The organism is Bacillus sp. SIMBA_154 (assembly GCF_046536015.1).
GTDB classification, from domain to species: Bacteria; Bacillota; Bacilli; order Bacillales; family Bacillaceae; genus Bacillus; species Bacillus pumilus_P.
In genome coordinates, this window is sequence record NZ_JAWJBV010000005.1 from 75,619 (window position 1) to 102,179 (window position 26,561).

General features: G+C 43.7%; 11 protein-coding genes. 4 read left to right on the forward strand and 7 right to left on the reverse strand.

Annotated elements, in window-relative coordinates; genetic code table 11:
- Positions 1–18 precede the first annotated feature (18 nt).
- Entirely contained in the window at positions 19–3,237 is a 3,219-nt protein-coding gene (locus tag R0K30_RS09945) for an efflux RND transporter permease subunit (RefSeq protein ID WP_410610456.1), read from the reverse strand.
- Between the two features lie 131 nt (positions 3,238–3,368).
- Between R0K30_RS09945 and R0K30_RS09950 the strand changes: the two genes are divergently transcribed.
- Positions 3,369–4,214, forward strand: coding sequence for a TetR/AcrR family transcriptional regulator (locus R0K30_RS09950; RefSeq protein ID WP_099727353.1), 846 nt, complete (start codon positions 3,369–3,371; stop codon positions 4,212–4,214).
- A gap of 178 nt (positions 4,215–4,392) precedes the next feature.
- On the opposite strand, the gene gatB is transcribed toward R0K30_RS09950, so the two are convergent.
- From gatB to gatC, 3 genes are read right to left on the reverse strand one after another with little or no spacing between them, the layout of a single operon-like run.
- Positions 4,393–5,823, reverse strand: coding sequence for an Asp-tRNA(Asn)/Glu-tRNA(Gln) amidotransferase subunit GatB (gene gatB / locus R0K30_RS09955; protein WP_099727354.1), 1,431 nt, complete (start codon positions 5,821–5,823; stop codon positions 4,393–4,395).
- Positions 5,824–5,836: 13 nt separating this feature from the next.
- Positions 5,837–7,294, reverse strand: a complete 1,458-nt coding sequence (gene gatA, locus R0K30_RS09960) for an Asp-tRNA(Asn)/Glu-tRNA(Gln) amidotransferase subunit GatA (RefSeq protein ID WP_099727355.1) — start codon at positions 7,292–7,294, stop codon at positions 5,837–5,839.
- Between the two features lie 14 nt (positions 7,295–7,308).
- The gene (gene gatC, locus R0K30_RS09965; RefSeq protein WP_003213898.1) at positions 7,309–7,599 is read right to left on the reverse strand and encodes an Asp-tRNA(Asn)/Glu-tRNA(Gln) amidotransferase subunit GatC; all 291 of its coding nucleotides are present in this window, start codon (positions 7,597–7,599) and stop codon (positions 7,309–7,311) included.
- Positions 7,600–8,009: 410 nt separating this feature from the next.
- On the opposite strand from gatC, the gene putP reads away from it, so the two are divergent.
- The 3 genes from putP to R0K30_RS09980 all read left to right on the forward strand — a co-directional run bounded on the left by putP (position 8,010) and on the right by R0K30_RS09980 (position 11,872).
- Positions 8,010–9,491, forward strand: coding sequence for a sodium/proline symporter PutP (gene putP, locus R0K30_RS09970; protein WP_099727356.1), 1,482 nt, complete (start codon positions 8,010–8,012; stop codon positions 9,489–9,491).
- 169 nt (positions 9,492–9,660) lie between these two features.
- Positions 9,661–10,353, forward strand: coding sequence for an MgtC/SapB family protein (locus R0K30_RS09975; protein WP_024424547.1), 693 nt, complete (start codon positions 9,661–9,663; stop codon positions 10,351–10,353).
- 112 nt (positions 10,354–10,465) lie between these two features.
- Positions 10,466–11,872, forward strand: a complete 1,407-nt coding sequence (locus tag R0K30_RS09980; protein WP_099727357.1) for an alkaline phosphatase — start codon at positions 10,466–10,468, stop codon at positions 11,870–11,872.
- Between the two features lie 41 nt (positions 11,873–11,913).
- On the opposite strand, the gene R0K30_RS09985 is transcribed toward R0K30_RS09980, so the two are convergent.
- From R0K30_RS09985 to R0K30_RS09995, 3 genes are read right to left on the reverse strand one after another with little or no spacing between them, the layout of a single operon-like run.
- Positions 11,914–12,921 carry a phosphotransferase enzyme family protein gene (locus tag R0K30_RS09985; RefSeq protein ID WP_099727358.1) on the reverse strand — a complete coding sequence of 336 codons (1,008 nt, stop codon included), beginning with the start codon at positions 12,919–12,921 and terminating at the stop codon, positions 11,914–11,916.
- Positions 12,914–19,324 carry an HAD-IIIC family phosphatase gene (locus R0K30_RS09990; protein ID WP_410610462.1) on the reverse strand — a complete coding sequence of 2,137 codons (6,411 nt, stop codon included), beginning with the start codon at positions 19,322–19,324 and terminating at the stop codon, positions 12,914–12,916. Before R0K30_RS09990 ends, R0K30_RS09985 begins: the two co-directional genes overlap by 8 nt.
- A complete protein-coding gene (locus tag R0K30_RS09995; protein WP_410610464.1) occupies positions 19,317–26,552 on the reverse strand; it encodes a beta-ketoacyl synthase N-terminal-like domain-containing protein in 7,236 nt (2,411 codons plus the stop codon). Before R0K30_RS09995 ends, R0K30_RS09990 begins: the two co-directional genes overlap by 8 nt.
- Positions 26,553–26,561: the final 9 nt, after the last annotated feature.

Genomic DNA, 26,561 nt, shown 5'->3' on the forward strand with positions numbered 1-26,561 from the left:
AATGAGCGGGGCTTCCTCTTACTCTTCGTCTGCGAACTTTTTCTTACGTCTAAACTTGCTTAAGGTTTCATACACGATTGGAACGATGACCAATGTGAGAAGTGTAGAACTTGTTAATCCACCAATAACGGTTACACCAAGTCCTTTTGAGACGATCTGGCTTCCGCCTTCAAAACCTAATGCGAGCGGCAATAATGCACCAATCGTCGCAAGTGCAGTCATTAAGATTGGACGTAATCTTATTGTACCTGCTTCAAGTAAAGCTTCTCTTGTTGATAGACCTTCTTGTTCTTTATGAATCACTCGGTCAATCAAGACGATCGCATTTGTCACAACGATCCCGATCAGCATGAGCAATCCAATCATGGCGTTTAAGCTGATGGTTTCTTTCGCTATAAACAATCCAGCGAGTGCGCCAATAATCGTAAATGGGAGCGAGAAGAGAATCGCAAATGGTGCTAGACCTCCGCCAAATGTGATGACGAGAACGAGATACACAATAGCAATGGCTGCAAGCATTGCTAGCCCAAGCTGTGTAAAGGATTCCTGGATATCCGCACTTACGCCGCCTGTGTCAATCGTTACGCCAGATTTCAAATCAAGCTTGTCGACTTTCTTCTGAACATCTTGTGTCACACTTGATACGTCGTCTGTTGTCATGTCACCAGACACTTCTGCGTAGATTTTTCCATCACGCTTTGTCACCGTATTTGCTGTTGAGCCATCCTTCACTTTAACAACATCACCAATTCGGACTTGTTGCCCTGTCGGTGTTGTGATCTTTTTATTTTCTAAATCTTTTTTGCTCTTATATTCATCTTTTTCCGTTTGAAGCTTCACATCAAGTTCTTTGCCGTCCTCTGTTACTTTCGTCAGTGTTGTTTCACTGTTTTGAGGAGCAATCGCCTGTGCAATTTGTGAAGCAGTTAGACCTAGCTTCGCCAGTTTTTCTTGATCTGCATTAAACGTATATTCGTCATATTTCTCAGATAAGCTTGTGCTGACGTTTTTCAGGTTTTTCTCATCTTTTAAAATGTTTTCGACATCTTTTACTGTGCCTTCAATATCACTTGCTTTATCACCGTACACATAGTACGTCACCGTATTGCTTGCGCCAGCCGAAGAGAAGTTTTGTGATTTCCATTCCCCTTTAGACGCTTTGTCTTGCAGGGCTTTGACCACGCGATCTTTTTCTTTATCAAAATTCGGTGTGTCCTCATCATATTGTACAAAGAATAACGCACCGTTAGAGTTGCCGCCTACACTTGCTGTGAGTGCATTTGAAGATCCTAGTGAATATTGAACCGTGTTAACATGGTCACGTTTTATTAAGTATTCTTCTGCTTTTTTCGTTTCATCTATTGCTTGTTCTCTCGTTTGCCCTGGTTCAGGTGTATATGTCACCATCGCCGTCTTTTCTGCTTCCTGTGGTAAGAAGCTGACACCGACAAGTGGTGCTAAGAATAAGCTTCCGACAAGCATGAGAATCGCAATTCCTGATGTGATCCATTTATGGTTGAGTGTCCAATTGAGTACACGTCTATAACCGCCGGCAAGCTTGCTTGGTTTATGTTCTTTTACCTTTTTCGCTTGTCCATACAGATTCTTTTTAAATAGACTGTGTGCCATCATTGGAACAATCGTAATGGCTACTACCAGTGAAGCAAGTAAAGCAAACACAATCGTTAATGCAAATGGGATGAATAGTTCACCAATCATTCCACCCACTAGTGCTAACGGTAAGAAGACCGCAATTGTGACAATCGTCGAAGACATGATCGGGATAAACATTTCTTTTGTGGCTTCTCTGACAAGTGCTTTACCCTTTAACGGTTCATCCTTTAATGCCATTCGCCGATAAATGTTTTCTATGACCACTATGGAGTCATCGACCACACGCCCGATGGCGACGGTCATGGCACCAAGTGTCATGATATTTAGTGTGATATCCAGCTGATTTAATATTAAAACTGCAATCAACAGAGATAGCGGAATTGAAATAACCGAGATTAATGTTGATTTGATATCTCGAAGGAACAATAGAATGATAATGATCGCAAAGATCGCTCCGATGATGGCTTTGTTCAGCATTGTGCTGACAGACTCTTTAATCGGTTCTGCTTGATCATATGTGGTACTTACTTTGATTCCTTTGTTATCTTTTTTGAATTTCTCAAGCTCTTTTGTGACTTCTTCTGCCACACTCACTGTGTTGGCGTCAGAGCCTTTTACAATTTGCAGACCGATACTGTCTTTTCCATTTGTTCTAGAAATCGATTCTGCATCCTTGACGACTTTAATATCCGCAATCTCAGAAAGCTTGATTGTCGGCAGCTCTACAGATTGACTGCTTGCTGAACCTCCACCTGTTTGCTGCTGAGCTGCTGTTTGCTGCTGACTTGCACTTCCAGCCTGCTGCTCCGCACCTTGCGCACCTGCATTTCCTGAGCCGTTAGAAGGTGCTCCAGCGCTTCCCGCACCGCCGCTAGCACCTGGTGTGACTGGAATTCGCATGTTTTTCAAATCTTTGACGCTTAAAATATTGCCGTCCACGACAACTGATTTTTGCTTGTTGCCGAATGTGTATAAACCTAATGGTACATTCACATCAGAGCCTTTGATCATGTTTTGGACGGTCTCTTCATCTAAACCGTATTCTTTCAATTTCTTTTGTTTAAAAGAAAATTCTACTTCTTTGATTTGCTGTCCTGAAGCTTCGACAGAAGATACGCCATCTAATCCTTCAAGTGAAGGAACAAGGTCATCTTCCACCTTTTTCGTCAGTTCTTCTAATGATTCTTTATCACCAGATACACTGAGTGCCAATATTGGAACCGCATTGATACTAAAGCGTGCGATTTTTGGTTTTTCTGCATTTTCCGGAAAATTGATATTAGTAATGGCATCTTCAATTTCCTTCTTTGCTTCATCCATGTCTTTGTTGTAATCGTACTCGACCTGGATCGATGAGGCATTTTCAAAGGAATTGGATGTGACCACCTTGACCCCATTGAGGTTTTGAATAGACTTCTCAATTGGATCGGTCACCTTATCTGATACTTCGTCCGGCGTTGCGCCAGGATACGTTGTAGAAACCGTAATGACTGGAGTGTTGATATTCGGGATTGATTCTTGCTTCATATTCAATCCGGCATATAGACCAGCAACTGTTACGATAATCGTCATGAGCCATACAGCGAACTTATTCTTTAATACAAAATTGATGATCGAATTCATTATGTCCTCCATTTTCCTTTATGTATTGACTGACTGGTCATTCTATATCATAATAAACGGTGATATACAATGCCGTCAACCATTTCACTTGCGTTTGACGTAACATTCTAAAGCTGAAGGGGCCTTATTTCATGAACGAAAAAAAAGAAAAAATCATTAAAGCAAGCATCCAGTTGTTTGCGAAAAAGGGTTTTTCTTCTACGACCATTCAGGAAATTGCAGATGAGTGCGGAATATCGAAAGGCGCGTTTTATTTGCATTTCAAATCAAAAGAACAGCTTTTCAATCGAGCGTTTGAATATTATATCGACACTTCTATGCAAAGTATTGAAAAGATTCGAAAAGAAAATCAACATCTTGCGCCTAGAGAGATCTTTCAGAAACAAATCGCTGAACAGTTCCAGCATTTTGCCGAGAACAAGGACTTTATCATTTTGATCCTCAGCGAGAACATTATTCCGGAAAATCAGCAAATTAAAAAGCATTCTAAAACTGTGAAAAAACAAATGAATGATGAAATACAAATTTCCCTCTTGGCTACTTATGGACAACAGATTGAACCTTATATAACTGACCTGTCAGTCATGACCCAAGGGATCATTCAATCATATGTGCAGTTACTACTTTTACAAGATCATATCCAATTATCATTTGATGAGCTCTCTTCCTTTATTCTCGATCGGTTTGATGATTTGGTTCAAGGACTGCTTCGTTCTAAGACCAAGCCGATTCTGAATCAAGCCATTTGGGAGGATGAAGCGCCGAGTGCCGTTTCTCTTCAAGAGGAGCTTCGATTGTTAAAGCTTGAGCATCTTCTTTCTGACGATACGCTCGTATCTATCGAAGTGATTGAAGAAGAACTGGCGAAAGATGAGCCTCGTAAGCCGGTCATTCAAGGGATGCTGACAAATTTAGACATGTGTGAGGACCCTGCCGTCCTAAGAGTAGTGGAACAATTGAAGCTGTTTCTTCAATAACATTACGTGCCGTTTTCAATTTAGTTCACCTTGATCCCCTTCAAATATGTCTTTCGCTTATGCTTCATTATAAGAAAAGAATCTCCGAATTGATATACGGCGGTGGTCTGAATCTATGATACGACCCTGTCATTTCAAGCAAAAAAACCGCCTCTTCTCTGAGACGGTTTTTTGCCATTTAGCGTTTCTTGATTTCTTCGAGAAGAATCTTATTGACCATCGGCGGGTTTGCTTGTCCCTTCGATGCTTTCATGATTTGTCCGACTAAGAAACCAATGGCGCGGTCTTTTCCATTTTTAAAGTCTTCAATGGATTGCGGGTTGTTATCAAGTGCTTCTGTGACAAGTTTGAGCAGAGCACCTTCGTCAGAAATTTGGATAAGCCCTTTTTCTTTGACGATTGTTTCTGCGTCTCCTCCATTTTCAATGAGCTCTTTGAATACCTTTTTGGCAATCTTAGAGGAAATCGTTCCTTTTTCAATGAGTTGGATCATGCCAGCCAGCCCTTGAGGCGTTAGTTTTGTATCGTCCAGCTCTTTTTGAGCAGCGTTTAAGTAGGCAGATACTTCACCCATCAGCCAGTTCGATGCTTGCTTCGCTTCTGCACCTTCTGAAATGGTCGCTTCAAAGAAATCAGACATTTCTTTTGTCAGCGTCAGAACCATCGCATCGTATGCAGGCAGTCCAAGCTCATCGATGTAGCGTTTGCGGCGCTCGTCTGGAAGCTCTGGGATCGATGCTCTGACGCGCTCTTTCCATTCATCATCAATGTACAGCTCCACCAAATCCGGTTCTGGGAAGTAGCGGTAATCATCCGAGCCTTCTTTGACACGCATAAGGATCGTTTTTTTAGACGCTTCGTCATAACGGCGTGTTTCCTGCTCGATCAGACCGCCAGAAAGCAATACTTGCTCTTGACGTTTCTCTTCGAATTCAAGCCCTTTTTGTACGAAAGCGAACGAGTTCAAGTTCTTAAGTTCGGTTTTCGTTCCAAACTCTTCTCGGCCAATTGGGCGAAGAGAAATATTGGCATCACAGCGAAGTGAGCCTTCTTCCATTTTACAGTCAGATACACCTGTATATTGAATAATAGATTTTAGCTTTTCTAAGTAAGCGTACGCTTCTTCTGGAGTGCGAATGTCTGGCTCAGATACGATTTCAACAAGCGGTGTGCCTTGGCGGTTGAAATCGACAAGTGAGTAACCGTCGCCTGTATGTGTCAGTTTACCTGCATCCTCTTCCAAATGAAGACGGGTAATACCAATTCGTTTTGTTTTGCCGTCTACTTCAATTTCAATCCAGCCGTTTTCACCGATCGGTTTATCAAATTGTGAAATTTGATAAGCCTTTGGGTTATCAGGATAGAAGTAGTTTTTACGGTCAAATTTTGTGTCTGTTGCGATCTCGCAGTTCAGCGCCATTGCCGCTTTCATCGCAAAGTTCACCGCTTCTTTGTTCAGTACAGGCAGTACGCCAGGATAACCAAGATCGATGACACTTGTTTGTGTATTGGCAGCTGCACCAAAAGGTGTCGGCGAGCTTGAGAAGATTTTTGATTGTGTTTTTAGCTCTACGTGGACTTCAAGTCCAATTACCGTTTCAAAGTTCATTCTGGTTCACCCCTTACAGTTCAGGTTTTGCTTTATGATGATCTGTTGCTTGCTCGAAAGCGTGAGCCACGCGGTAAACTGTTCCTTCGTCAAAGTGCTTGCCGATGATTTGCAGCCCTAACGGAAGACCGTTTGCAAATCCACAAGGCACACTGATTCCCGGAACGCCTGCAAGGTTAACAGGGATCGTTAAAATATCGTTCGCGTACATCGTCAGTGGATCGCTTGTCTTTTCACCAATCTTAAATGCAGGAGTTGGTGTAGTTGGTCCTACAATGACATCATACTTTTCAAACACATCTTCAAAGTCTTTTTTGATCAATGTACGGACTTTTTGTGCTTTTTTATAGTACGCATCGTAATATCCTGAGCTTAGAGCGAATGTGCCAAGCATGATGCGGCGCTTCACTTCGTCGCCGAAGCCTTCAGAACGTGTATTTTTGTATAAATCAATGAGATTGTCTGCGTTATCTGTACGGTAGCCATAGCGGATGCCGTCAAAGCGTGCAAGGTTCGCAGATGCTTCAGAAGAAGACAGTAAGTAGTAAGTTGCAAGCGCATATTTAGAATGCGGAAGAGACACTTCTTCCCATGTCGCACCAAGTCCTTCTAATACTTTTAACGCTTTGAGAACAGACTCTTTTGCTTCCTCGCCAACGCCTTCGCCAAGATATTCTTTCGGCACTGCAATTTTAAGACCTTTGATGTCGCCAGTTAATGAAGAAAGGAAATCTGGGACATCAACATTTGCACTTGTTGCGTCCATTTGATCGACGCCAGAAATCGCTTGAAGAACATATGCGTTGTCCTCTACATTACGCGTAATCGGCCCAATTTGATCTAATGATGAAGCAAATGCGATTAAACCGTATCTGGATACACGGCCATATGTCGGCTTAAGACCAACAACCCCGCAGAATGATGCCGGCTGGCGAATGGAACCGCCTGTATCTGATCCAAGAGAAAATGGTACCTCACCTGCTGCAACAGATGCAGCTGATCCACCGCTTGATCCACCCGGAACTGTATTCAAATTCCATGGGTTTTTCGTTGCTTTGTAGCCTGAGTTCTCTGTAGAAGATCCCATCGCAAATTCGTCCATGTTTAATTTACCGATTGTGACAGCTTCCGCCTCTCTTAGACGGTTCACAACGGTTGCATCATAAATTGGATCAAAGTTTTGCAAGATTTTGCTTGATGCTGTTGTACGTAAATCCTTCGTCACGATGTTATCTTTCACACCGATTGGCATACCGAACAATAGTCCAAGCTCGTCCTTTTCACCAACTGCCTCGTCCAATTCCTTTGCATACGCACGTGCTTTCTCTTCGTCCAGTGCAAGGAATGCTTGTACTTTCCCGTCTACTTCATTGATTCGTTTATAAGACTCGTCCACTAAATCAGAAACAGACAGTTCCTTTTTATGTAAAAGCTCTTTTAATTCAGAAATTTTGTGATCAAACAGTGACATGTCTCGGGCCTCCTTTAGTCCAAAATTGATGGCACACGAATATAGCCGTCTTTATGATCAGGCGCGTTTTTGATGACTGCCTCAATGGAAAGACCTTTATTCGGAACATCTTCTCTCATGACGTTTTTCATTTTTAATACGTGTGTTGTTGGTTCAACGTTTTCCGTATCTACCTCGTTTAACTGCTCTGCAAATGAAATGATGCTATCAAGCTGTTCTGTAAACATCTCAGCTTCTTCTTCTGTAATGGCAAGCCGTGCTAAATGCGCAACGTGCTTTACTTCTTCTATTGAAATTCTTGACATGCAGGTTCACCTCCAAAAATGATGCGTGTTGATAGTCATGATCATAAGTCATATACACTTTATCATATCAAATTTTACTGTTCTAAAGCAACTTTACGCGGGTGCGGTGAAAGGCTGTTTCTCTTGAACCGTCATCGTCATCCAACCAGTGACTAAAATATTCATTAGGCGGCTTTTATTTTTCAGAAAATTTTTACTTTTATTTATTTTTGTAAACGCTTACACATAAAGGCTTATCACCGATCCGTGCACTTTATCATAAAAGTGGAGAGGTTTAAGAAGGTTGATCACTTGGGTATACTCTGATAGGTTAAGTAACCATAGCAGTGAGCAGACAGACCAATCGGATGTTCTGTGTATATTTTGAATGAGGTGATGTCAAATTAATACGAAAAAGGTGATATGGAAACATGAGTATTGAAATTGGAATCTCTTTATCTATTTATTTTATTGGAATGCTTTCTATTGGCTGGTATGCATTTAGAAAAACAAATGACTTAAACGATTATATGTTAGGCGGACGTGGGCTAGGTCCTTATGTGACGGCTCTATCTGCTGGCGCATCTGATATGAGTGGCTGGATGCTTATGGGACTTCCAGGCGCTATGTATACAACTGGTCTTTCATCTGGATGGCTTGCTGTTGGTTTAATTAGTGGGGCTTACTTAAATTATTTATTCTTAGCTCCTCGCTTGCGATCGTATACAGAGGTTGCTGATGATGCGATCACCATTCCAGACTTTTTTGACAAACGATTTGAAGATTCATCTACTTTATTGAAAGTTGTCTCAGCAGTCATCATTATGATTTTCTTTACGCTTTACACCTCATCAGGTATGGTATCAGGCGGACGCTTATTTGAATCAGCGTTTGGAACTCATTATATGTTTGGCTTAATCTTAACCTCTAGTATTGTCATTTTGTATACACTATTCGGCGGCTTTTTGGCAGTTAGTTTAACTGATTTCGTTCAAGGCGCCATTATGTTTTTAGCTTTAGTGCTCGTGCCGATCGTTGCCTTTACTCAATTAGGTGGACCTGTTGCCACGTTCCATGATATTCAACAGATTGACCCTAAATTGCTTGATATTTTTAGAGGAACGAGCGTCATTGGCATTATTTCCTTCCTCGCTTGGGGACTTGGTTACTTTGGACAGCCGCACATTATTGTTCGATTTATGGCGATTACGACTGTAAAAGATTTAAAGCCAGCACGTCGTATCGGTATGAGCTGGATGATTGTGTCTGTCATTGGCTCACTATCTGTCGGTTTAGTCGGTGTAGCTTATGTTCATGAAACAAGCACCACTTTGGCAGACCCTGAAACTATCTTTATTGTGTTTTCTAAAGTGTTATTTCATCCATATATTACTGGATTTTTACTCTCTGCCATTTTAGCTGCGATTATGAGTTCAATTTCTTCTCAGCTGCTTGTCACTGCAAGTGCAATGACAGAGGATTTATACCGTACGTTCTTTAGAAGAAAGGCTTCTGACAAAGAGCTTGTGATGATTGGACGTATGTCTGTACTAGTCGTTGCAATTGTTGCCCTTTGTCTATCTCTAAACCCAAGTGATACCATTCTTGACCTTGTCGGCTATGCTTGGGCTGGATTTGGATCTTCATTCGGACCAGTGATCTTATTGTGTCTATACTGGAAGCGAATGAATCATCATGGCGCTTTAGCCGGAATGGTTGTGGGGGCTGTTGTCGTCCTAGTGTGGATTTCAACAGGCTTGAATAACACAACTGGATTGTACGAAATGGTTCCAGGATTTATTTTAAGTGGTTTGACTGCTCTTACTGTCAGCCTCTTCACGAATAAACCGTCTAAAGCTTCTAAGAAGCTTTTTACCAAAATGGAAAATCATCTTGAAGACGAAACAAAATAACAAGAAATGAAGAGTCATCTGCCTTATGCGGATGACTCTCTTTTTCATTTAAATAAAAAGCTTTTCTTTCTTTCGAATCTGAATAAAATAAAAGTTGTGCAGCCATATGGGCTGTGAGAAGATCATATACATGATGTGAAACGTACATGAAGTGAAAGGAGCGATACGCATGTTTTGGACAATTGAATGGGATACTGTCTTAAAATTAGCCGTGGCCACCTTAATCGGGCTGATCATTGGTCTAGAACGCGAGCTTAAGAAAAAGCCGCTCGGCTTAAAAACGTGTATTGTCATTGCTGTCAGCTCCTGCGTATTAACCATCATCAGCATTGATGCAGCCTACAATTTCCCTCGAGTCTCTAAGCTTCAAATGGACCCACTCAGGTTACCGGCGCAAATTATATCTGGTGTTGGTTTTATTGGAGCAGGTGTGATTCTGCGAAAAAGCAATGATGTCATCTCAGGTCTCACGACTTCCGCGATGATCTGGGGAGCAGCAGGACTTGGGGTTGCAACAGGTGCAGGTTTTTATAAAGAAGCCTTCCTCAGTCTTTTCTTTATTCTGATCAGTGTCGAATTTTTACCATGGCTCTTCCAGCGAATCGGGCCGATCCGCCTGCAGGAAAAAGAAATCCGCATCAGGATGTCACTTTCTGATCGAAACCGGATGACAGACATTTTAAAAGAAATGAAAGCACTCAATATTCGCATTCATTCTGTTCGAATTGATGATTTAAAGGAAAAGGACTATCCGATCATGGAAGTACGCGTTCGTGTGCATAAAGACCGATATACAACCGATGTGTACTTTGATATTAAAGATCTAGAAGGCGTTGTTGGCGTGAAGTGTGATACGGTGTAAAAGGTGATGAGACAAAAGTCTCATCACCTTTTTTATGGGATAAGGGGTTGAACCACAGCTCGCATTCAAATAAAATACAAAATATGAAATAAATGATAAAAGGAGATTTCTCATGGGCTCAATGGATCGTAAAAATCGCATTTTTCTCTTTACTGGTATTCTGGCAGTATTCGCACTAGCTGTCATCTTCACCTCACATTATGTCACTCCCGCATCAACGAATGCAGCAGACAAAAAACAAACAAAGACACCAAAAAACATCATCTTTATCGTTGGTGATGGGATGGGGATGCCCGTGATCAAAGCCTACCGTACGTTCAAGCAGGAAAAGCATTCTTCTTCAAAAGAACAGACTGTCTGGGACCCTTATTTAGTCGGGATGCAGACGACACATCCAGATGATCCTCGAGATAATATTACTGATTCAGCTGCCGCAGCCACAGCCATGGCAACCGGAAAAAAAACATACAATGATGCTATCGCCGTCAATCATGAAAAAGAACCTCTTAGAAGCGTCGTTGAAGCAGCAAAGGAAGCACGAATGAAAACAGCCTTTGTCGTCTCATCTGATATCACCGATGCAACACCGGCTGCTTTTGGCACACATAACGTCTCCCGAAAAAACAAAGAACAAATTGCAGACCACTTTTTTGATGAGAAAATCAATGGAGAGCACAAAGTCGATATCCTTCTTGGTGGCGGCATGCAATACTTTGACCGCAAAGACCGTGATCTTGTTCAAGCATTTAAGAAGAGCGGGTATGCCATTCTTCGATCGAAAGATGATTTAACATCTCAATCATCAAAGCAAATGCTCGGCTTATTTCAGGACGATGAGCTAGATCGAGCCATCGACCGTCCGAAGCATGTGCCTACTTTAAAAGACATGACGCAGGCAGCACTGACCCAATTAAATCAGGACAATCAGCATGGCTTTTTTATGCTGCTTGAAGGCAGTACCATTGATTCTGCTGGACATGAAAATGATGTTGTCGGAGCAATGAGTGAGATGGAGGATTTTGAGAAAGCGGTCCAAGCGGCACTTCAATTCGCTAAAAAAGATCAAGAAACCCTCGTGGTCATCACAGCAGATCATGCGACTGGCGGTTTTTCTTTTGGCGCAGATGGTATGACAAGTGAGACCGGCTATAAATGGGACCCAGCGCCCATCCTAGCTGCAAAGAAAACGCCTGTGTATATGGCAAAGAAAATCGCAGGTGGTCAATCAGTACGTGATGTACTTCACACCTATATTGATGTCTCACTCACAGAAGAAGAAATCTCACAGGTAGAAAAAGCGGCACAATCAGGGAAGGCCAGTACGATCCAACTCAGTATTCAACGTATCTTTGATCAGCGTTCTTTCACAGGCTGGACAACCTTTGCCCATACAGGTGAGGATGTCCCTGTCTATGCATACGGGCCAGGTAAAGCAGCATTTCAGGGCTGGATTGATAATACAAAGCAAGGAAAAAACCTGTTTCAAATGATTGAATCGCCCTCCGCATATCGCCCATAAAAAACAATCCCCGCCTCAACACATAGGCGGGGATTTTCGTTTTAAGATTGACTTAGCTTTGTAAAGTCAAACGTCGTAATAGGTGCTGCTTGCTCAATATCGGAGCGGAAGCCAGCGAGCATAGCCTTCTCTTCTTCTCCGAGGGTGGCCAAATCAAAGGCTTGATGCAGCAAACCATAGATCAGCATGTGACGTAAGCGAAGGAAGTCAGGAATGTAGGCGAGCCACTCATCCCCAAGCTCATTCTCTTCACGATATCCTTTAAGGAACTGCTTCATAAAGTTCCCTGCAAAAGCAGCTTTGTCTTCGTATGGAATCACTGGGTACCACAAGACATTGTATAGCAAAATGCTGATGTCGTTCATAAACCAGTTGTATCCAATATCATCGAAATCAAAGGTCGTGATTTTCCCTTGATCCCAGTGGAAGTTTCCATGATGCAGATCCGCATGAACCAATCCGTACGTATCCTGATTTTTCGGGAGCTTTGCCAGCTTTTCCATTAATCGATCCGCTTGTTCGAACACAAGCGTCTGATCTGCTGGTACATATTTTCGCAGCTTAAGCTGCTCCTCTTCATCCCACTCTTGTCTTTTATAGCGTGGGTCTGACAGCTGATAGCTTTTTGTCAGCTTGTGCATGCGGCCTGTATATTGTCCAAGGGCATAAAATAATTCATCGTTCCAGTCTGCCTCTTCAACTTTTCGGCCTGGTGCTTTTTCATAGACTCGAAGCAAAAACGCACCGCCTTGCCCATCGTCTACTTGCTCGATATCACGGCCATTTAATGAAGCAATTGGTTTCGCAACCGAAAGACCGCCCTTCGCTAAGTGATGCAGCCATTCCATTTCACCTAAAATATAATCAGGTGATCTGCGGATGGTATGAGTAATTTTTAAAATGAAAGACTCTCCGTCCTTTTTCATTTCATACACATAGTTTTCTGCATCTGCGATAAAGTGGATGTCACTTCGCTGGACCCCGTATAAATGAGTTGCCTCATCTAAAATTTTCGATTCGTCATATATGGCTTTTACATCTTTATGCATGCTGATTCTCCCTCTTCATATATTTTGCTAATTCGCGAATGGTGTGTTTTTCAGCAAAATTCAAATCATCAACATACCAACCCTTCTTTTCAATCTCTACTTCCATTTTGACAGCAAGTAAAGAATTTCCTCCTAAATCGAAAAAGTCGTTGTCAATTCCTACTTTTTCCACATGAAGAATGTCACACCAAATGTCTAAAAGTAAGGCCTCACGTTCATTGGTTGGCTGTACGTAAAGTCCATCAGCCTGCGTATGTTCCGTCTTTAATAATGAACAAAGACCTTCTTCATCATGCACCTTTAGAGCCTTCACATAGCCGCTGTGCAATGTTTGATCTGTTTGAACCGTTTCCCATGTATAAGCTTCCGAAGCGGGATGACTTGCTGCCTTCATCGTGTGATCCTCTATTTCTCCAGCTGAGTGCTGACGAGATGACAGTTGATTGACGATTTGAATGTGATCACTCAATGAACCGATTTCTTCCACTTGTATTCGATATGTTTGCTGACCCTCAATCTCCTGCATCTGATGCTCTTCCATAAATGACTTGAATAGCTGATTACGTCCAGTAGATGCAAACGTAAATTCAATGGTAGAAAGTTGGTGCTGACGGCTGTATTCAGCGAGCCATGTCAGACATTTTTGCTCAATCCCTTTCCCTAGAGCACGGCAGCTCAGCATCCATGCATCTATTTTCAACGTTTCATTCGCATGATGTGCCAAGATGGCGCCTACAATCCCTTCATGACTGAAGCGATCCGCTGCCTCAATGATCCAGCCTTGAACATGCTCATTCTCCATCCGCTCTCTCAGCTGCTGTTCATCAAAGCGCTGATCATTTAAACGGAATTGGTTAATGCGACTGCTCATCTGAGCCACCCGGGCAAGGTGCTGCTCTCCCCATTCTGTTACGCTCATGTTCAAATTCAAATCTTTTAAAAATTGCTCCATTGACGGCGACTCTGCTCGCTCTTTTTGACGCGCTTTTTCAGCCTGATAGCTCGTTGTCCGCCCTCTATCCTCATCGGTGACATCATAGCGGTCAAATGCCCAAGCATGCTGGGTAAATAACGGAATGGCTTTTTCATTAGCAGGTAACAGCAGTGTCATCACTTCAGGTAGCTCTTCATTCATACGCAAGCACTGCGCTGGGTCATCATCTAAGAAAATAAACTGAGATAATGAAAGGTTCAGTGAATCTGCCATCTCTTTTAGATGATCCGGTTTACTTTCCCAATTGATCCGCCAGTCGACAATATCCTCTTTTTGCAAGATCATATCCGGGTGGTTTTCAAACACACGCCACACATCTTCTTCATTATTCCTGCTGCTTAGGACAAGCAGCATCCCCTCTTGTTGCTTTTGTTTTAAAAAGCGCTGGAGCGTTTGATGTTCTGGCGTGATCTCGATGCCTTCCACGCCGTCTTCTGAAACGACACCTCTCCAAAGTGTATGATCGCAGTCAATGGCCGCTACTTTAAATGGTGCACCTTGCCATGCAACAATCTCTCGCGCGACTTTTGTACCAATTGCTCCACAAAAGGCTTCAGTGAATGGGAGATGCGCGGCTTGCTCTCCTTTTTCATCAAAAATCTCTTCAATCTGATATTGCTGAGCAAGCTGGCGGCAGTCGATTAACTGAACGCCGCTCATCTCAGATAACTGGGCGATCCACTCTTGTTCCACGTCTTGCAGGGTGTCTTTAAAAGCAGTACTCATTGGCAAAATGCCAACAAAATATAGGTTATGTTTCGTTTTTAATTTCAGAACGTTGGCAAGCTCTCCAGCATGTTCTGAGGCCAGCTTTTTCTTTTCTTCAAGTGATAGATGAGCTGGACCCGTGATATCCTCCAAACGAATGAGTAGAAGGTTGGCTCCATTTTTCTTCTGTGAGATGAGGCTGCGTTCGTTTAACAATTCCTGATAGACCTGCCCATACGGTGCAAATTGAACATCGAGCTGCACATCAAACTGCTTGGTCCAGTACTGAATGTAAGGAGCAACTGGATCTGCCGTAAACGTGGAGCTGACTGTCAGCACAAGTGGTGCTTTTTTCTCTGCACGCTCTCTTTTCTCTTTTGCCAATCGTTCTTCTTCCTCTGAAAGCACGTTAAAATCCTTGAGCAATTGATCAGGTGCTTGAACAGCCTGTTCGACCAAGTGCTGGAAGTGTTTCACGAAAGCTTGCATCGTCTCATGTTCAAACAGAGCAAGATTGTATTGAAGAACGCACTTTAACTCGCCTGTTACCTCTCTAACAACATCCATTTTCATATCGAGCTTGGAAATTCCCTTAGCAAACTCATGCGTTTCAAAGGTCAGTCCATCCGCTTCAATTTTAATATTTGGATCGTACTCATTATGATAAATGAGCATCGTATCAAAGAATGGATTGCGATGCGGTCTTGTTTTTGGATTTAGATGCTCGACCATTTGATCAAATGGATATTCTTGATGATCATAAGCATCAAGCAGGACTTGCTTTGTTTGAGCCAATTGCTCTGTAAAGGATACATCTTGTACCATGTCTAGTTTAATTGGCAGGAAGTTCGTAAACATGCCAATTGTATGTTCAATATCTGCGTGACGTCTTCCAGCAACAAGAGAACCGACAATCAGCTCCTCCTGATCGGCATAACGTGAGAGCAGCAGACCATATAGCTGGAACAAGATGACATTGTTTGTCAGCTGAAATCGTTCAGCGAGCTGTTCAATTTTCTCAACGATGTGCGGTTCAATGTTAAATTTGATCGCTCTTCCTAAGAAGGATTGTTCCTTCCGTTCAAAATCATACGGCATCGTCAAGGTTGGAACGTTTGAGCCCACTTGCTCCTTCCAATAATCCTGCTGCTTTTGAAACATCTCACTGCGGAAATACTGGTCCTGCCATTCTGCATAATCCTTATATTGAACAGTAAGTTCTGGCAAGGCTTCCCCTCGATAAAGCTCAGTAAATTCTTTAATAAAGATGTTCATGCTCGCACCATCAGCCACAATATTATGCATATCAACTAATAAGAGATGATCATCTGCTGCGATTTTCACAAAACGCACACGGATCAATGGTGCAGCCTTTAAGTCAAATGGGCGAATGAATTCATCGATTTGTGCTTCTAATTCCTCTTCCTTCGCCTCTGTCATTTCAACAGCAAACTGGTATTCATTATGGACCCGCTGAACCGGTTCTCCATCTTTTAATTCAAAGGTCGTTCGCAAGGTTTCATGACGATCAATTAATTGCTTGAAGGTCTGCTCAAAACGCTCGACGTCAATTTCACCTTTACATCTTAGTGCCATCGGCATGTTGTATGAGGTCACTTGACCAATACGCTGATGAATGAGGAACGTCCGTCTTTGAGCAGCAGATAATGGATACGTGTCTTTCTTTTCCACTGGTTCAATCTTGAAATATTGATGCTTCTCTGCCTTTTCGATGAATGCTTGTAGCTTTTCAATCGTCGGATTGTTGAACATGTCTGTGAGCGTAAGTTCTACACCAAACTCTTTGTGAATTTGAGAAATCAGACCGGTCGCATTTAACGAATGTCCGCCAAGCTCAAAGAAATGATCGTCCCTTTCCACCTTTTCGATTCCTAAGATGTCTTTCCACATCCGCTTTAGTGTTGCCTCAATGTCGCTCGCTGCTGCGTCTTTGCCTTGATTGTTTTCCTCTATTTCCTGCCCCTTGTTTTCCTTCGGCACCACCATTTGCACACCTGAAGACGAAGAGAGTGCTGATGTATCTACCTTTTCAATCCAATATCGTTGTCGTTCAAACGGATAGGTCGGCAGGGATACTTTTTGAATTGATTTGTGTTGTCTTAATTTTGTCCAGTCAACCGGCACTCCTTGAAGCCAGATGTCACCCAGCCTGCCCAGCAGGTAGCGGTCGTCTGCTGCCTCTTCTTTCGGGTGACGCATCAATGGAATCGGCTGCTGATGGTGTTCCTTAGCGGCTTGGCGAATAAAGGCACTTAACGTATTCCCCGGTCCGACTTCAATGAAAATGGGATCAAGCTCCGTTAATAATGTCTCTGCCCCATCACGGAAACGGACCGCTTGCCGCAAGTGATCGGCCCAGTATGCTGGGTCTTGCACCGCTTCATTTTCAATCCACGTACCCGTGACGTTAGAAATATACGGGATAGACGGTGCATTCAATCGATACTCTGCTAATTTTTCTTTGAATGATGGGAGGATGTCATCCATCATACTCGAATGGAAGGCATGAGAGGTGTGAAGCTTTCTGCACCCATGTCCAGCAGCCTCTAGCTTCTCAGCGAGTGCATCAATGGCTGCAGTCTCGCCTGACACCACACATAACTCAGGACCATTTACTGCGGCGAGTGAAAGATCATCTGTCAAATGTGGCAGCACCTTCTGTTCACTCAAAGGAATACTCAGCATAGAGCCTTTCGGAAGCTGGCTAATGAGTTGTCCACGGTAAGACACGAGATCTATGGCATCTTCTACAGATAGTAAACCAGACACAGCAGCTGCTGTGTATTCTCCAATACTGTGACCGATCATCGCCTGCGGCTTTATCCCAAAATGAATCAACAATTTAGCCAAAGCGTATTCAATACTAAACAGGAGCGGCTGCGTATATTCTGTTTGGTTGATCAGCTGACGGTCATCACTTACTTCTGTTGAAAATAAAATGCTGAATGGATCAACTGAAACATGCTGTTTGAATTGCTCCAAGCATTGATCCAGCGCTTCCTTAAAGACTGGATACTTGTCATAAAGCTGACGCCCCATGTCCACATATTGAGATCCTTGGCCTGGGAAAAGAAAGACGACAGGCCGGCTCGATGTTTGAGAACTGGCCGTCTTGACCACCTCTTTTGACCTTTGATTCAGCGCTTGTAACATGTCAGCTGTGACACTTCCAAGAATCACACGCTTATGCGGGAAATGATGGCGTCCTGTTTGGAGCGTATAGGCGACATCCGCTAAACGGACATGCTGCTGATGCTGAAGCAAATAGTCGGCAAGGCGGTCCGTCATTTTCTCAAGGGCTGCTGGTGTTTTTGCAGATAATAAAAGAAGCTCACTGTCATCTGCGCTATCTGCTGCTACACGTGTATTCGGTGCTTCTTCTAAAATGACATGAGCGTTTGTTCCACCAATTCCAAATGAGCTTACACCTGCCCGGCGAGGAGCTGCCTGCTCGCCCCATGGTGTCAAGTCTGTGTTCACAACGAAAGGTGAATCGGCAAATTCAATTTTTTCATTCGGCGTCTCGAAATGAATCGTCGGCGGAATCACTTGATGCTTTAAGCTTAAGACCGTTTTAATAAAACCGGCGACACCTGAAGCATCATTCAAATGACCAACATTTGATTTCACAGAACCAATGCGGCAAAAGCCTTTTTTATCTGTATCAAACGCTTGCTTGAGTGCTTCAATTTCGATCGGGTCTCCGAGCGTTGTTCCGGTCCCATGTGCTTCAATGTAAGAAATGCTTTCAGGATCCACCTCGGCCATTCGAAGTGCTGTCTTAATCGCTGATACTTGACCTTTTGTACTCGGCGCAGTATACCCTACTTTTCTATTTCCATCATTATTAATAGAAGATCCTTTAATGACAGCATAAATGTGGTCCCCGTCTTCAATGGCATCCTCTAAATTTTTTAAAATGACAGCTCCTGCACCATCACCAAAAACGGTTCCATCGGCTTTGTTATCAAAGACGCGGCAATGTCCATCAGATGAATGGATCATACCTTCTTGATACAGATAGCCTGATTTTTGCGGCAGACGAATGGACACGCCGCCTGCAACTGCCATATGACAGTCTCCGCTTAATAAAGCCTGAACAGCTAAGTGAATTGACACCATAGAGGTCGAGCAGGCGGTTTGCACCACCATGCTCGGTCCCTTCAGATTTAATTTATATGAAATCATCGTCGCCAAATAGTCACGCATATTGAGAACAGCGGCTTCCAGTGTTTTCGAGTCCTCACCCTGAGCAGCCCCTTGAAGCGCTCTCATGACCCATTCTGTATTGATTCCTGCACCTGTATAGAGGCCAATTTGACCTTTATATTCAAACGGATCGTACCCAGCATCCTCAAGCGCCGTCCAAACACATTCATGAAACAGTCTGAACTGCGGGTCCATCATAGCCGCTTCCTTTGGTGTATAGTCAAAGAAATCCGCATCAAATAAATCGACATCATCAAGCATTCCTTTTGCTTTCACAAACCGGGGGTTTTTCAATAAGGCTTCATCTGTACCTTCACGCCGTAATTCTTCCTCTGTAAAAAAGGAGATTGTTTCCTTTCCCTTTTTCAGATTCTCCCAGTACTCTTCTACGTTTTTGGCACCTGGAAAACGACCTGCAAGACCGATAACAGCAATTTCTGCGCCATGATAGTGATTCGTTGTATCATTCATTCTCGATTCCGCCTCTCAATCTTTTATTCCGTTGCTGTTTAAAACGAGCTCTTCGATCACCTGATGTGACGACGGCTAGTTCTTCTTCCATCGATTCTTCCTTCGATTCATCAGAAGGCTTAATATATTTCGCAAGCTCTGCGACAGATGGGTACGTAAACAAGGTCACAACCGCTTCATTTGTTTGAAGTGCTTGATTTAACCGATTGGTGACTTGAACAATATCCAGTGAACTTGCGCCAAGATCAAAGAAGTTGTCGTGAATGCCCACTTGCTCCATGCCCATAAAGTCCTGCCATACTTGACAGATCGCTTTTTCAGTTTCATTTCGAGGAGCCACATATGGATTGCTCAGCTCTGGCCTTTCGTGCTTAGACACCTCATATGAATCCTCACTCTCTGCTGCCTTAGGCTCTAGTGACAGCCATTGATCTATCCGTTCATCAAGATTACCTGTGGACACGAGCATGTGACGATTCTGTCGATTAGAAAGAACATATTGGAACAGCTCGGCACCCTCTTCTGGTAAAATCGCAAGCTCATTAATCGATTCTCCAATTGTCGATTCTAGCTCACCCCAGAAATTCCACGCATCCCAGTTCACACACATCCACGGGGTTTGACTATGTTGATTGATTCTAGCTGCAAATGCATCCATATATAAGTTAGCCGCTGAGTAAGCAGAGAATCCTAAGCCCCCAAGCAATGCACTAATGGATGAAAAGAGGAGACAAAAATCCGCTTGCTCTTGATCTAGCAGCTGCTCCAGCACATCGAGCCCTTTCACCTTTGATTGGAATTGATCCTCTCCCTGCGCAAGTGTAGAAGGTATATCTTTGATCGCTCGGAAGGATGTACTCCCTGGTAATCCTGCCGCATGGAACACACCATGAACGCCGCCATGTTTTTGACGAATGGACTCAAATACATGCTTCATTTGATCAAGATTTCCCGCATTCGCCTGCACCGCTTCAACTGTTGCACCTAATCGTTCAAGCTCGAGTACTTTCTCAATTCTCGTACGCTGCGCTTCATCCGCATTTTCTTGATGAACGTATGACGCCCATTCACCTCTTGGCGGCAAAGCCGTTCTTCCTGTTAAATAAAGATGCACATTTCCTTCTTTCGCCAGCATCTTTGATAGAACAAATCCGATGCCTCCTAATCCACCTGTGATGAGATACACGCCATTTGGTCTGATCATCTTCGGAAGGCCATCTTTTTTTTGCAGCGGCATACGTTTGTAGCTCTGCACCCAGCGTTGACGATTGCGATACGCCACAAGCTGGTCCTTTCCAGGCTGCATGATTTCCTGCACAATGAGATCGACAAGTGTTTGTTCCTTCCAAGACATCATGTCTGGCACGTCTTCCACATCGATATTCCAGCATTTGATATGGTGGTATTCCTGTGAAATGACTTTACATGGTCCAAGCATTGCACTTTTCTCTGCACAAATCGTCTCATGCCCTGTGACTGGCTGAATCCCGCTAGTGACAGTAAACAGACGGCATTCTCGAATATTTTTTTGAGCCGCAATGGCTTGAGATAAGAAAATTAAGCTGTAATAGCCTTTTTCAATATGTGCCTGAAAAGCGGTTTGACGACTCGCGATGTCATCTTCTTTCGCAGCTTCCCATAAATGCAGAATACGAGTGATATTGACACCTTTATTAGACAATGAATCTAGCATGTTTCGATAATGCTGACCTTCTGCCGGGTTGATCGTAAACGATTGACCTTGCTCTTGGTAAGCTTCACCCTTTGTGACAGAAATGGCCTTGATTCCTTGTTGATTGAATGATTGTGTAAACAGTTCATGAAAGGCATTCTGTTCCCTGAAAATGAGCCACGTTTGTTCTTCTGTTTCTTTTTCGAAAACTGGTTCTAGCGGCTGCTGCTCCCATGAAGGCAGGTAGAACCATTCTCCCATCTCTTTCTTCTTCGTTTCCTTAGGAGCTGATAGCTGCGGAGGAGAAGCCGGCTTTCCTGCTTCAATCCAATATCGTTTACGCTCGAATGGATAGGTTGGCAGCGAGACAAGCTGACGCTCCTCTTGAGTTGGACTTTGCTGCGTCTTGACCTCGTAGCCGCCTGCCCATAGCTCTCCTATTCGTTTTAAGAAATACGCATGATCATCCGCTTGTTCCCTTGCATGTCTCACCATATTCAGCACTTCATGATGAGACTCTTTGTTTTCATGACGTTTCGCTAATGCTGTCAAGCTGTTTCCAGGTCCTACCTCAATGAAAGCTCGTACTTCATCGGTGAATAGCTGAGACAAGCCAGCATGAAAACGAACGGTTCCACGAAGGTGATTTGTCCAATAAGATGCTGTCATCACCTCTTCACTTGTCGCCCACGTGCCTGTCACATTGGAGATGAACGGAATCGTCGGCTCATGCAATTCCACTTGCTCTACGAATTGATGAAACGCCTCCAGCATCGGCTCCATCATGTAAGAATGAAAGGCATGGGAAGTATGGAGCTGTCTTGTGACAATCCCTTTGTCTTGCAGCTTCTTTTCAAAAGCGTTGACATGCTCTTCCTGCCCAGAGACGACACAAAGGTCTTTTGCATTGACAGCAGCAACGGAAAGTGATTCATCGATCATCGAGCCAAGCTCTGCCTCCGGTAATTGCACACTAAGCATGGCGCCTTTTTCCATGCCTTGCATCATTCTGCCTCTTGCCATCACGAGTGTTAAAGCAGACTCCAGTGAGAAGACACCTGACAAACAAGCGGCAACGTATTCGCCAATACTGTGTCCAATCATCGATTCCGGCTCAACGCCGCTATGCTGCAGCAGCTTTGCTAATGCGTATTCGAATATGAAAAGAAGCGGCTGGGCATTTGATGTTTTTGTGATGTCTTGGTTTGTTTCATCCTCTGAAAAAACAATGGCCTTTAAATCAACTTGTTCCGTTTCCAGGACATATTTGAAGCACCTGTCTACTTCCCATTTGAACACTGGCTCTGCTTCGTATAACCCGCGCATCATGCCAGCATATTGAGCGCCTTGACCCGAGAACATAAAGGTAGCTTTACGCCATTTTTTGCTTCGGAACACATTGGTTTCAAGTTGTTTTTGCTGCAGCCTTTCATCAGCAGATGAGAGCACGATGGCTTTTCGGTACGGAAATTGCTTTCTGCCATAGCGCAATGTATAAGCGATATCTTCAAGCGGAACTTGAGGATGATGTATCACATAGTGCTTTAATTGATCCGTCATTGCCGCTAAAGCGGTGTCCGTTTTTGCAGATAGGACGAGCAGCTGCTTTTGCAAAGAAGCTGGTTTCTGCTTCGCCAGTATTCCTTCTTCTATGATCATATGGGCGTTCGTTCCGCCAATTCCGAAAGAACTGACCCCCGCTCTTCTCGGCTCATCTGCTTCCTTCCAGTAGAGCGCCTTTTGATTTACATAAAACGGTGTATCTTTGAAAGGAATATCCTCATTTGGCGACTCATAATGAATGGTCGGCGGGATCGTTTTATGCTGTATGGCCAAAATGGCTTTAAACAGACCGGCAATCCCTGCCGCACTATTTAAGTGTCCAACGTTACTTTTGACAGAACCGATTGGAATCGTCAGCGGCTCTGTTCCTTTGAACACTTGGCTAAGGGCAGATACCTCGATTGGATCTCCCATTTTTGTCCCTGTTCCATGCGCTTCTAAATAACCGATGGAAGCGGGATCTATGCCTGATTTTTCATACGTTTCTTTTAGAACCTCTGCCTGTCCTTCTACACTCGGTGCTGTAAAACCAGCTTTCCGGTTGCCATCATTATTCACACCAACCCCTTTGATGACAGCATGAATCGGATTGCCGTCTCTGATGGCATCTTCGTAACGTTTTAACAGAACAATCCCCGCTCCATCTCCGAAAATGGTTCCGCTCGCCTCTTGGTCAAACGGACGGCAATGGCCATCTTTTGATTGAATCATCCCATCTTGATAGATGTAGCCGATATTTTCTGGAGAGCTGACCGTCACACCGCCAGCCAGCGCTGCATCACATTCTTGATTCAATAATGCTTGACAGGCCATGCCAATATTGACAAGTGAGGTCGAACAAGCTGTCTGCATGGTCACACTAGGCCCGTGTAAATTCAATTTATAAGAAAGCTGCGTACTAAAGAACTCACGATCATTTAACAGCATCGCACTGAATTGCTCTGTTGCTTCCATTTGATGTGCAAAGCGCGTCAGCCACTCATGATTTGGACTTGTTCCTGTATAAACGCCAATTTTCCCAGCCATTCTGTCAGGGTCACAGCCAGCATCCTCAAGCGCCTCCCAAGCACATTCATGCAAGAGTCTGAACTGCGGATCCATCAGCTCTGCCTCTCTAGCAGAATAGTTGAAGAAGTCTGCATCAAAGCCCTCGATATGTTGTAAACGGCCTTTTGCTCCGATAAAATTCGGATGCTGATAAACAGACGCATCCAGCCCTGCTTTCTTGAGCTCTTCTTCTGTGAAAAAGTGAATCATTTCCTCGCCATTCACAAGACGCTGCCAAAAGTCTTCTAGCGACGACGCCCCTGGGAACCTTCCTGCCATTCCGACAATTGCAATATCTGTATGTTCCGGCGACGTGATCTTTACTGGGAGAGAAGCAGGTGTTTGTTCACGTTCTGTCTGTTCTTCAAACAAATATTCAGAAAGGCTTGCCACTGTGGCAAAACGATACAATTGAACGGTGTCAATTTTTTGATCCATTCGCTCAGATATTTTCGCTGCAAGCTGGGATATATCAAGAGATGTCGCACCAAATTCAAAAAATGGTGATTCATCGTCTATTTGATCAAACCCAAAATGAGTTTGAACAATGTCATGAATGTCTTTTTGTAAAGAAGCGAGCGATGTAAATACACGTTTTTCCTCCTGTGGCTTGTACGGTTCAATGGCTGCCATCGGTTTTGTTTGTGCAGAGAAGTCTTTTTTATGAAATGGATACCCTGGGAGCGGAATACGCTGCCTGTTCTTCTGATCTGTTAAAGGAAAAGCTAAGTCGACCCCCATTTCCCAAAGAACACCTGCGATTTGAAGGATGTCTCCATCAAGTGGTTCGGTTGTTTTTTCTGCTCCTTTTTCAACCATGATCCCTTGTTTCATTGAAAGATCGATGATCAAGGCTGTTGATTCCTGCTCAATCAAAGACGGCTTTACAGCCTGGCCCATATCAAGGAAACGCTTTGCAGACAATGGTTGGAAGGTGGTCAGTTCCTCACCGGTCTGTTGAATGTAAACAGGCTGATGCAGTGTTTTTGGAGGCAAAGTAGAAAGCCATTGATCCACCTTTTGAGTGTCATGAAGGTGATACACAATGGATGCCGCTTCTGTCAGTTCAAGACCGCCGGCTGCGTATAAAGCTGTCCACACCCCGCTCCCTTCTCCAATCCATACGTCTGGTTCAATCCCGAGTGCCCTCAGCTGATAGGCAAAAGCCGATGTCATGATCAGCATAGCCACTTCTGCTTGACCATGTTGTTTTGAATGGAACAGCTGATCTTTTTCTATAGGTAACACGGATTGGATGAGGCTAATGAATCGATCCACTTCTGTCTTGAAAGAATGGTCTTTCTCATACAGCTTGATATATTCACGTAAGCCTGCCTCATGATAGCCAGTCAACCTCATGCTCATCCGTTTGAAAAGAGCACTTTCTCTGCCTACAGTCTCTTCGTTTAGAACTTGTAGCTGCTCTATTAATTCATCCCTCGTGGAACAGACAAACGTTTTTCGGTATTGGAAGGCCCTTCTTCCACTTTGTAAGGTGTAAGCAGCTTCACCAAGTGAGAGTTCATGATGTGAGGAAACATATTCCTTCAGGTTTTTTGTCATGTTCTTCATGTCATGCTTTGATCTGGCTGACAGCACGATTAATTCTTTGGACGAGTCCGGGTTGTTTGCTTTTCTCGGCTTTGCCTCTTCTAAGATGACATGGGCATTTGCACCACCTATGCCAAAGGCGCTGACTCCAGCTCTCCTTGGCAATTGAGACGCCTTCCACTCTTCTTTATCTGTCCCAACATAAAATGGGGTTTGATCAAATGGAATACGGTGATTCGGCTTATCAAAGTGCGGCATCGGGACAAATTGACGATGATGCAGCATCATGACTGTTTTGATAAACCCAGCCACGCCGCTTGCAGCATCTAAATGACCAATATTGGCTTTGACTGATCCAATCCGGCAAAAGCCTTGTTGATCTGTTTGAAAAGCACGAGTGAGCGCTTCAATCTCTATCGGATCTCCAACTGGTGTACCCGTTCCATGTGCTTCGATATAAGAAATCGTCTTTGGTTCTGTCTCAGCCATTTCTAAAGCAGATTCAATGACGCTTGCCTGACCACTGACACTTGGAGCCGTATAGCCGACTTTATTGCTTCCATCATTGTTCGTTGCAGACCCTTTCACGACGGCATAAATAAAATCTCCGTCTTCTAGCGCATCCTTTAATCGTTTTAGCGCCACAACACCTGCACCTTCTCCAAAAATGGTCCCTTTTGCTTTCTCATCAAATGGTCGGCAATGGCCATCAGGAGAATAAATCATTCCTTCTTGGTGTTGATATCCTGTAATCTGCGGCTGATGGAGTGTGACACCGCCAGCTAACGCAAGGTCACATTCTCCACCGATTAATCCTTGGCAGGCCATATGGATAGCAACAAGCGACGTGGAGCAAGCCGTTTGAACCGATACACTTGGACCTTTTAGATTTAATTTATAGGCAACCCGAGAAGCAAAGGACGGGTCATTGAGATGCATGATTTGAAACACATCTTCGTTCTTTTCAAGTGACGACATATGCTGCCCCATCCACGATAGATTGCTAGATGCACCAGCATAAAGGCCAATTAACCCATCGTATTGCTCAGGCTCATAGCCAGCGTCTTCTAGCGCATGCCATGTACATTCATGCATCAATCGAATTTGCGGATCCATGATCGAAGCCTCTCGCGGAGTATAGCCAAAGAAGTCTGCATCAAATGATGCCGCACCTTGTAAATATGGCTTGGCCTTCACATAATCAGGATGCTTTAGCAGCGTCTCATCTACACCAGCTGCCTTTAATTCCTCATCAGTGAAAAACGTAACGGATTCCTCCCCTTGCGATACATTTTCCCAAAACGTTTGGACATCCGGTGCTCCGGGAAACGTACCTGCTAATCCTACTACTGCAATTTCAAGTCCAGATTCGGTCCATTGCTCTTGATCAGACATACGCTACAT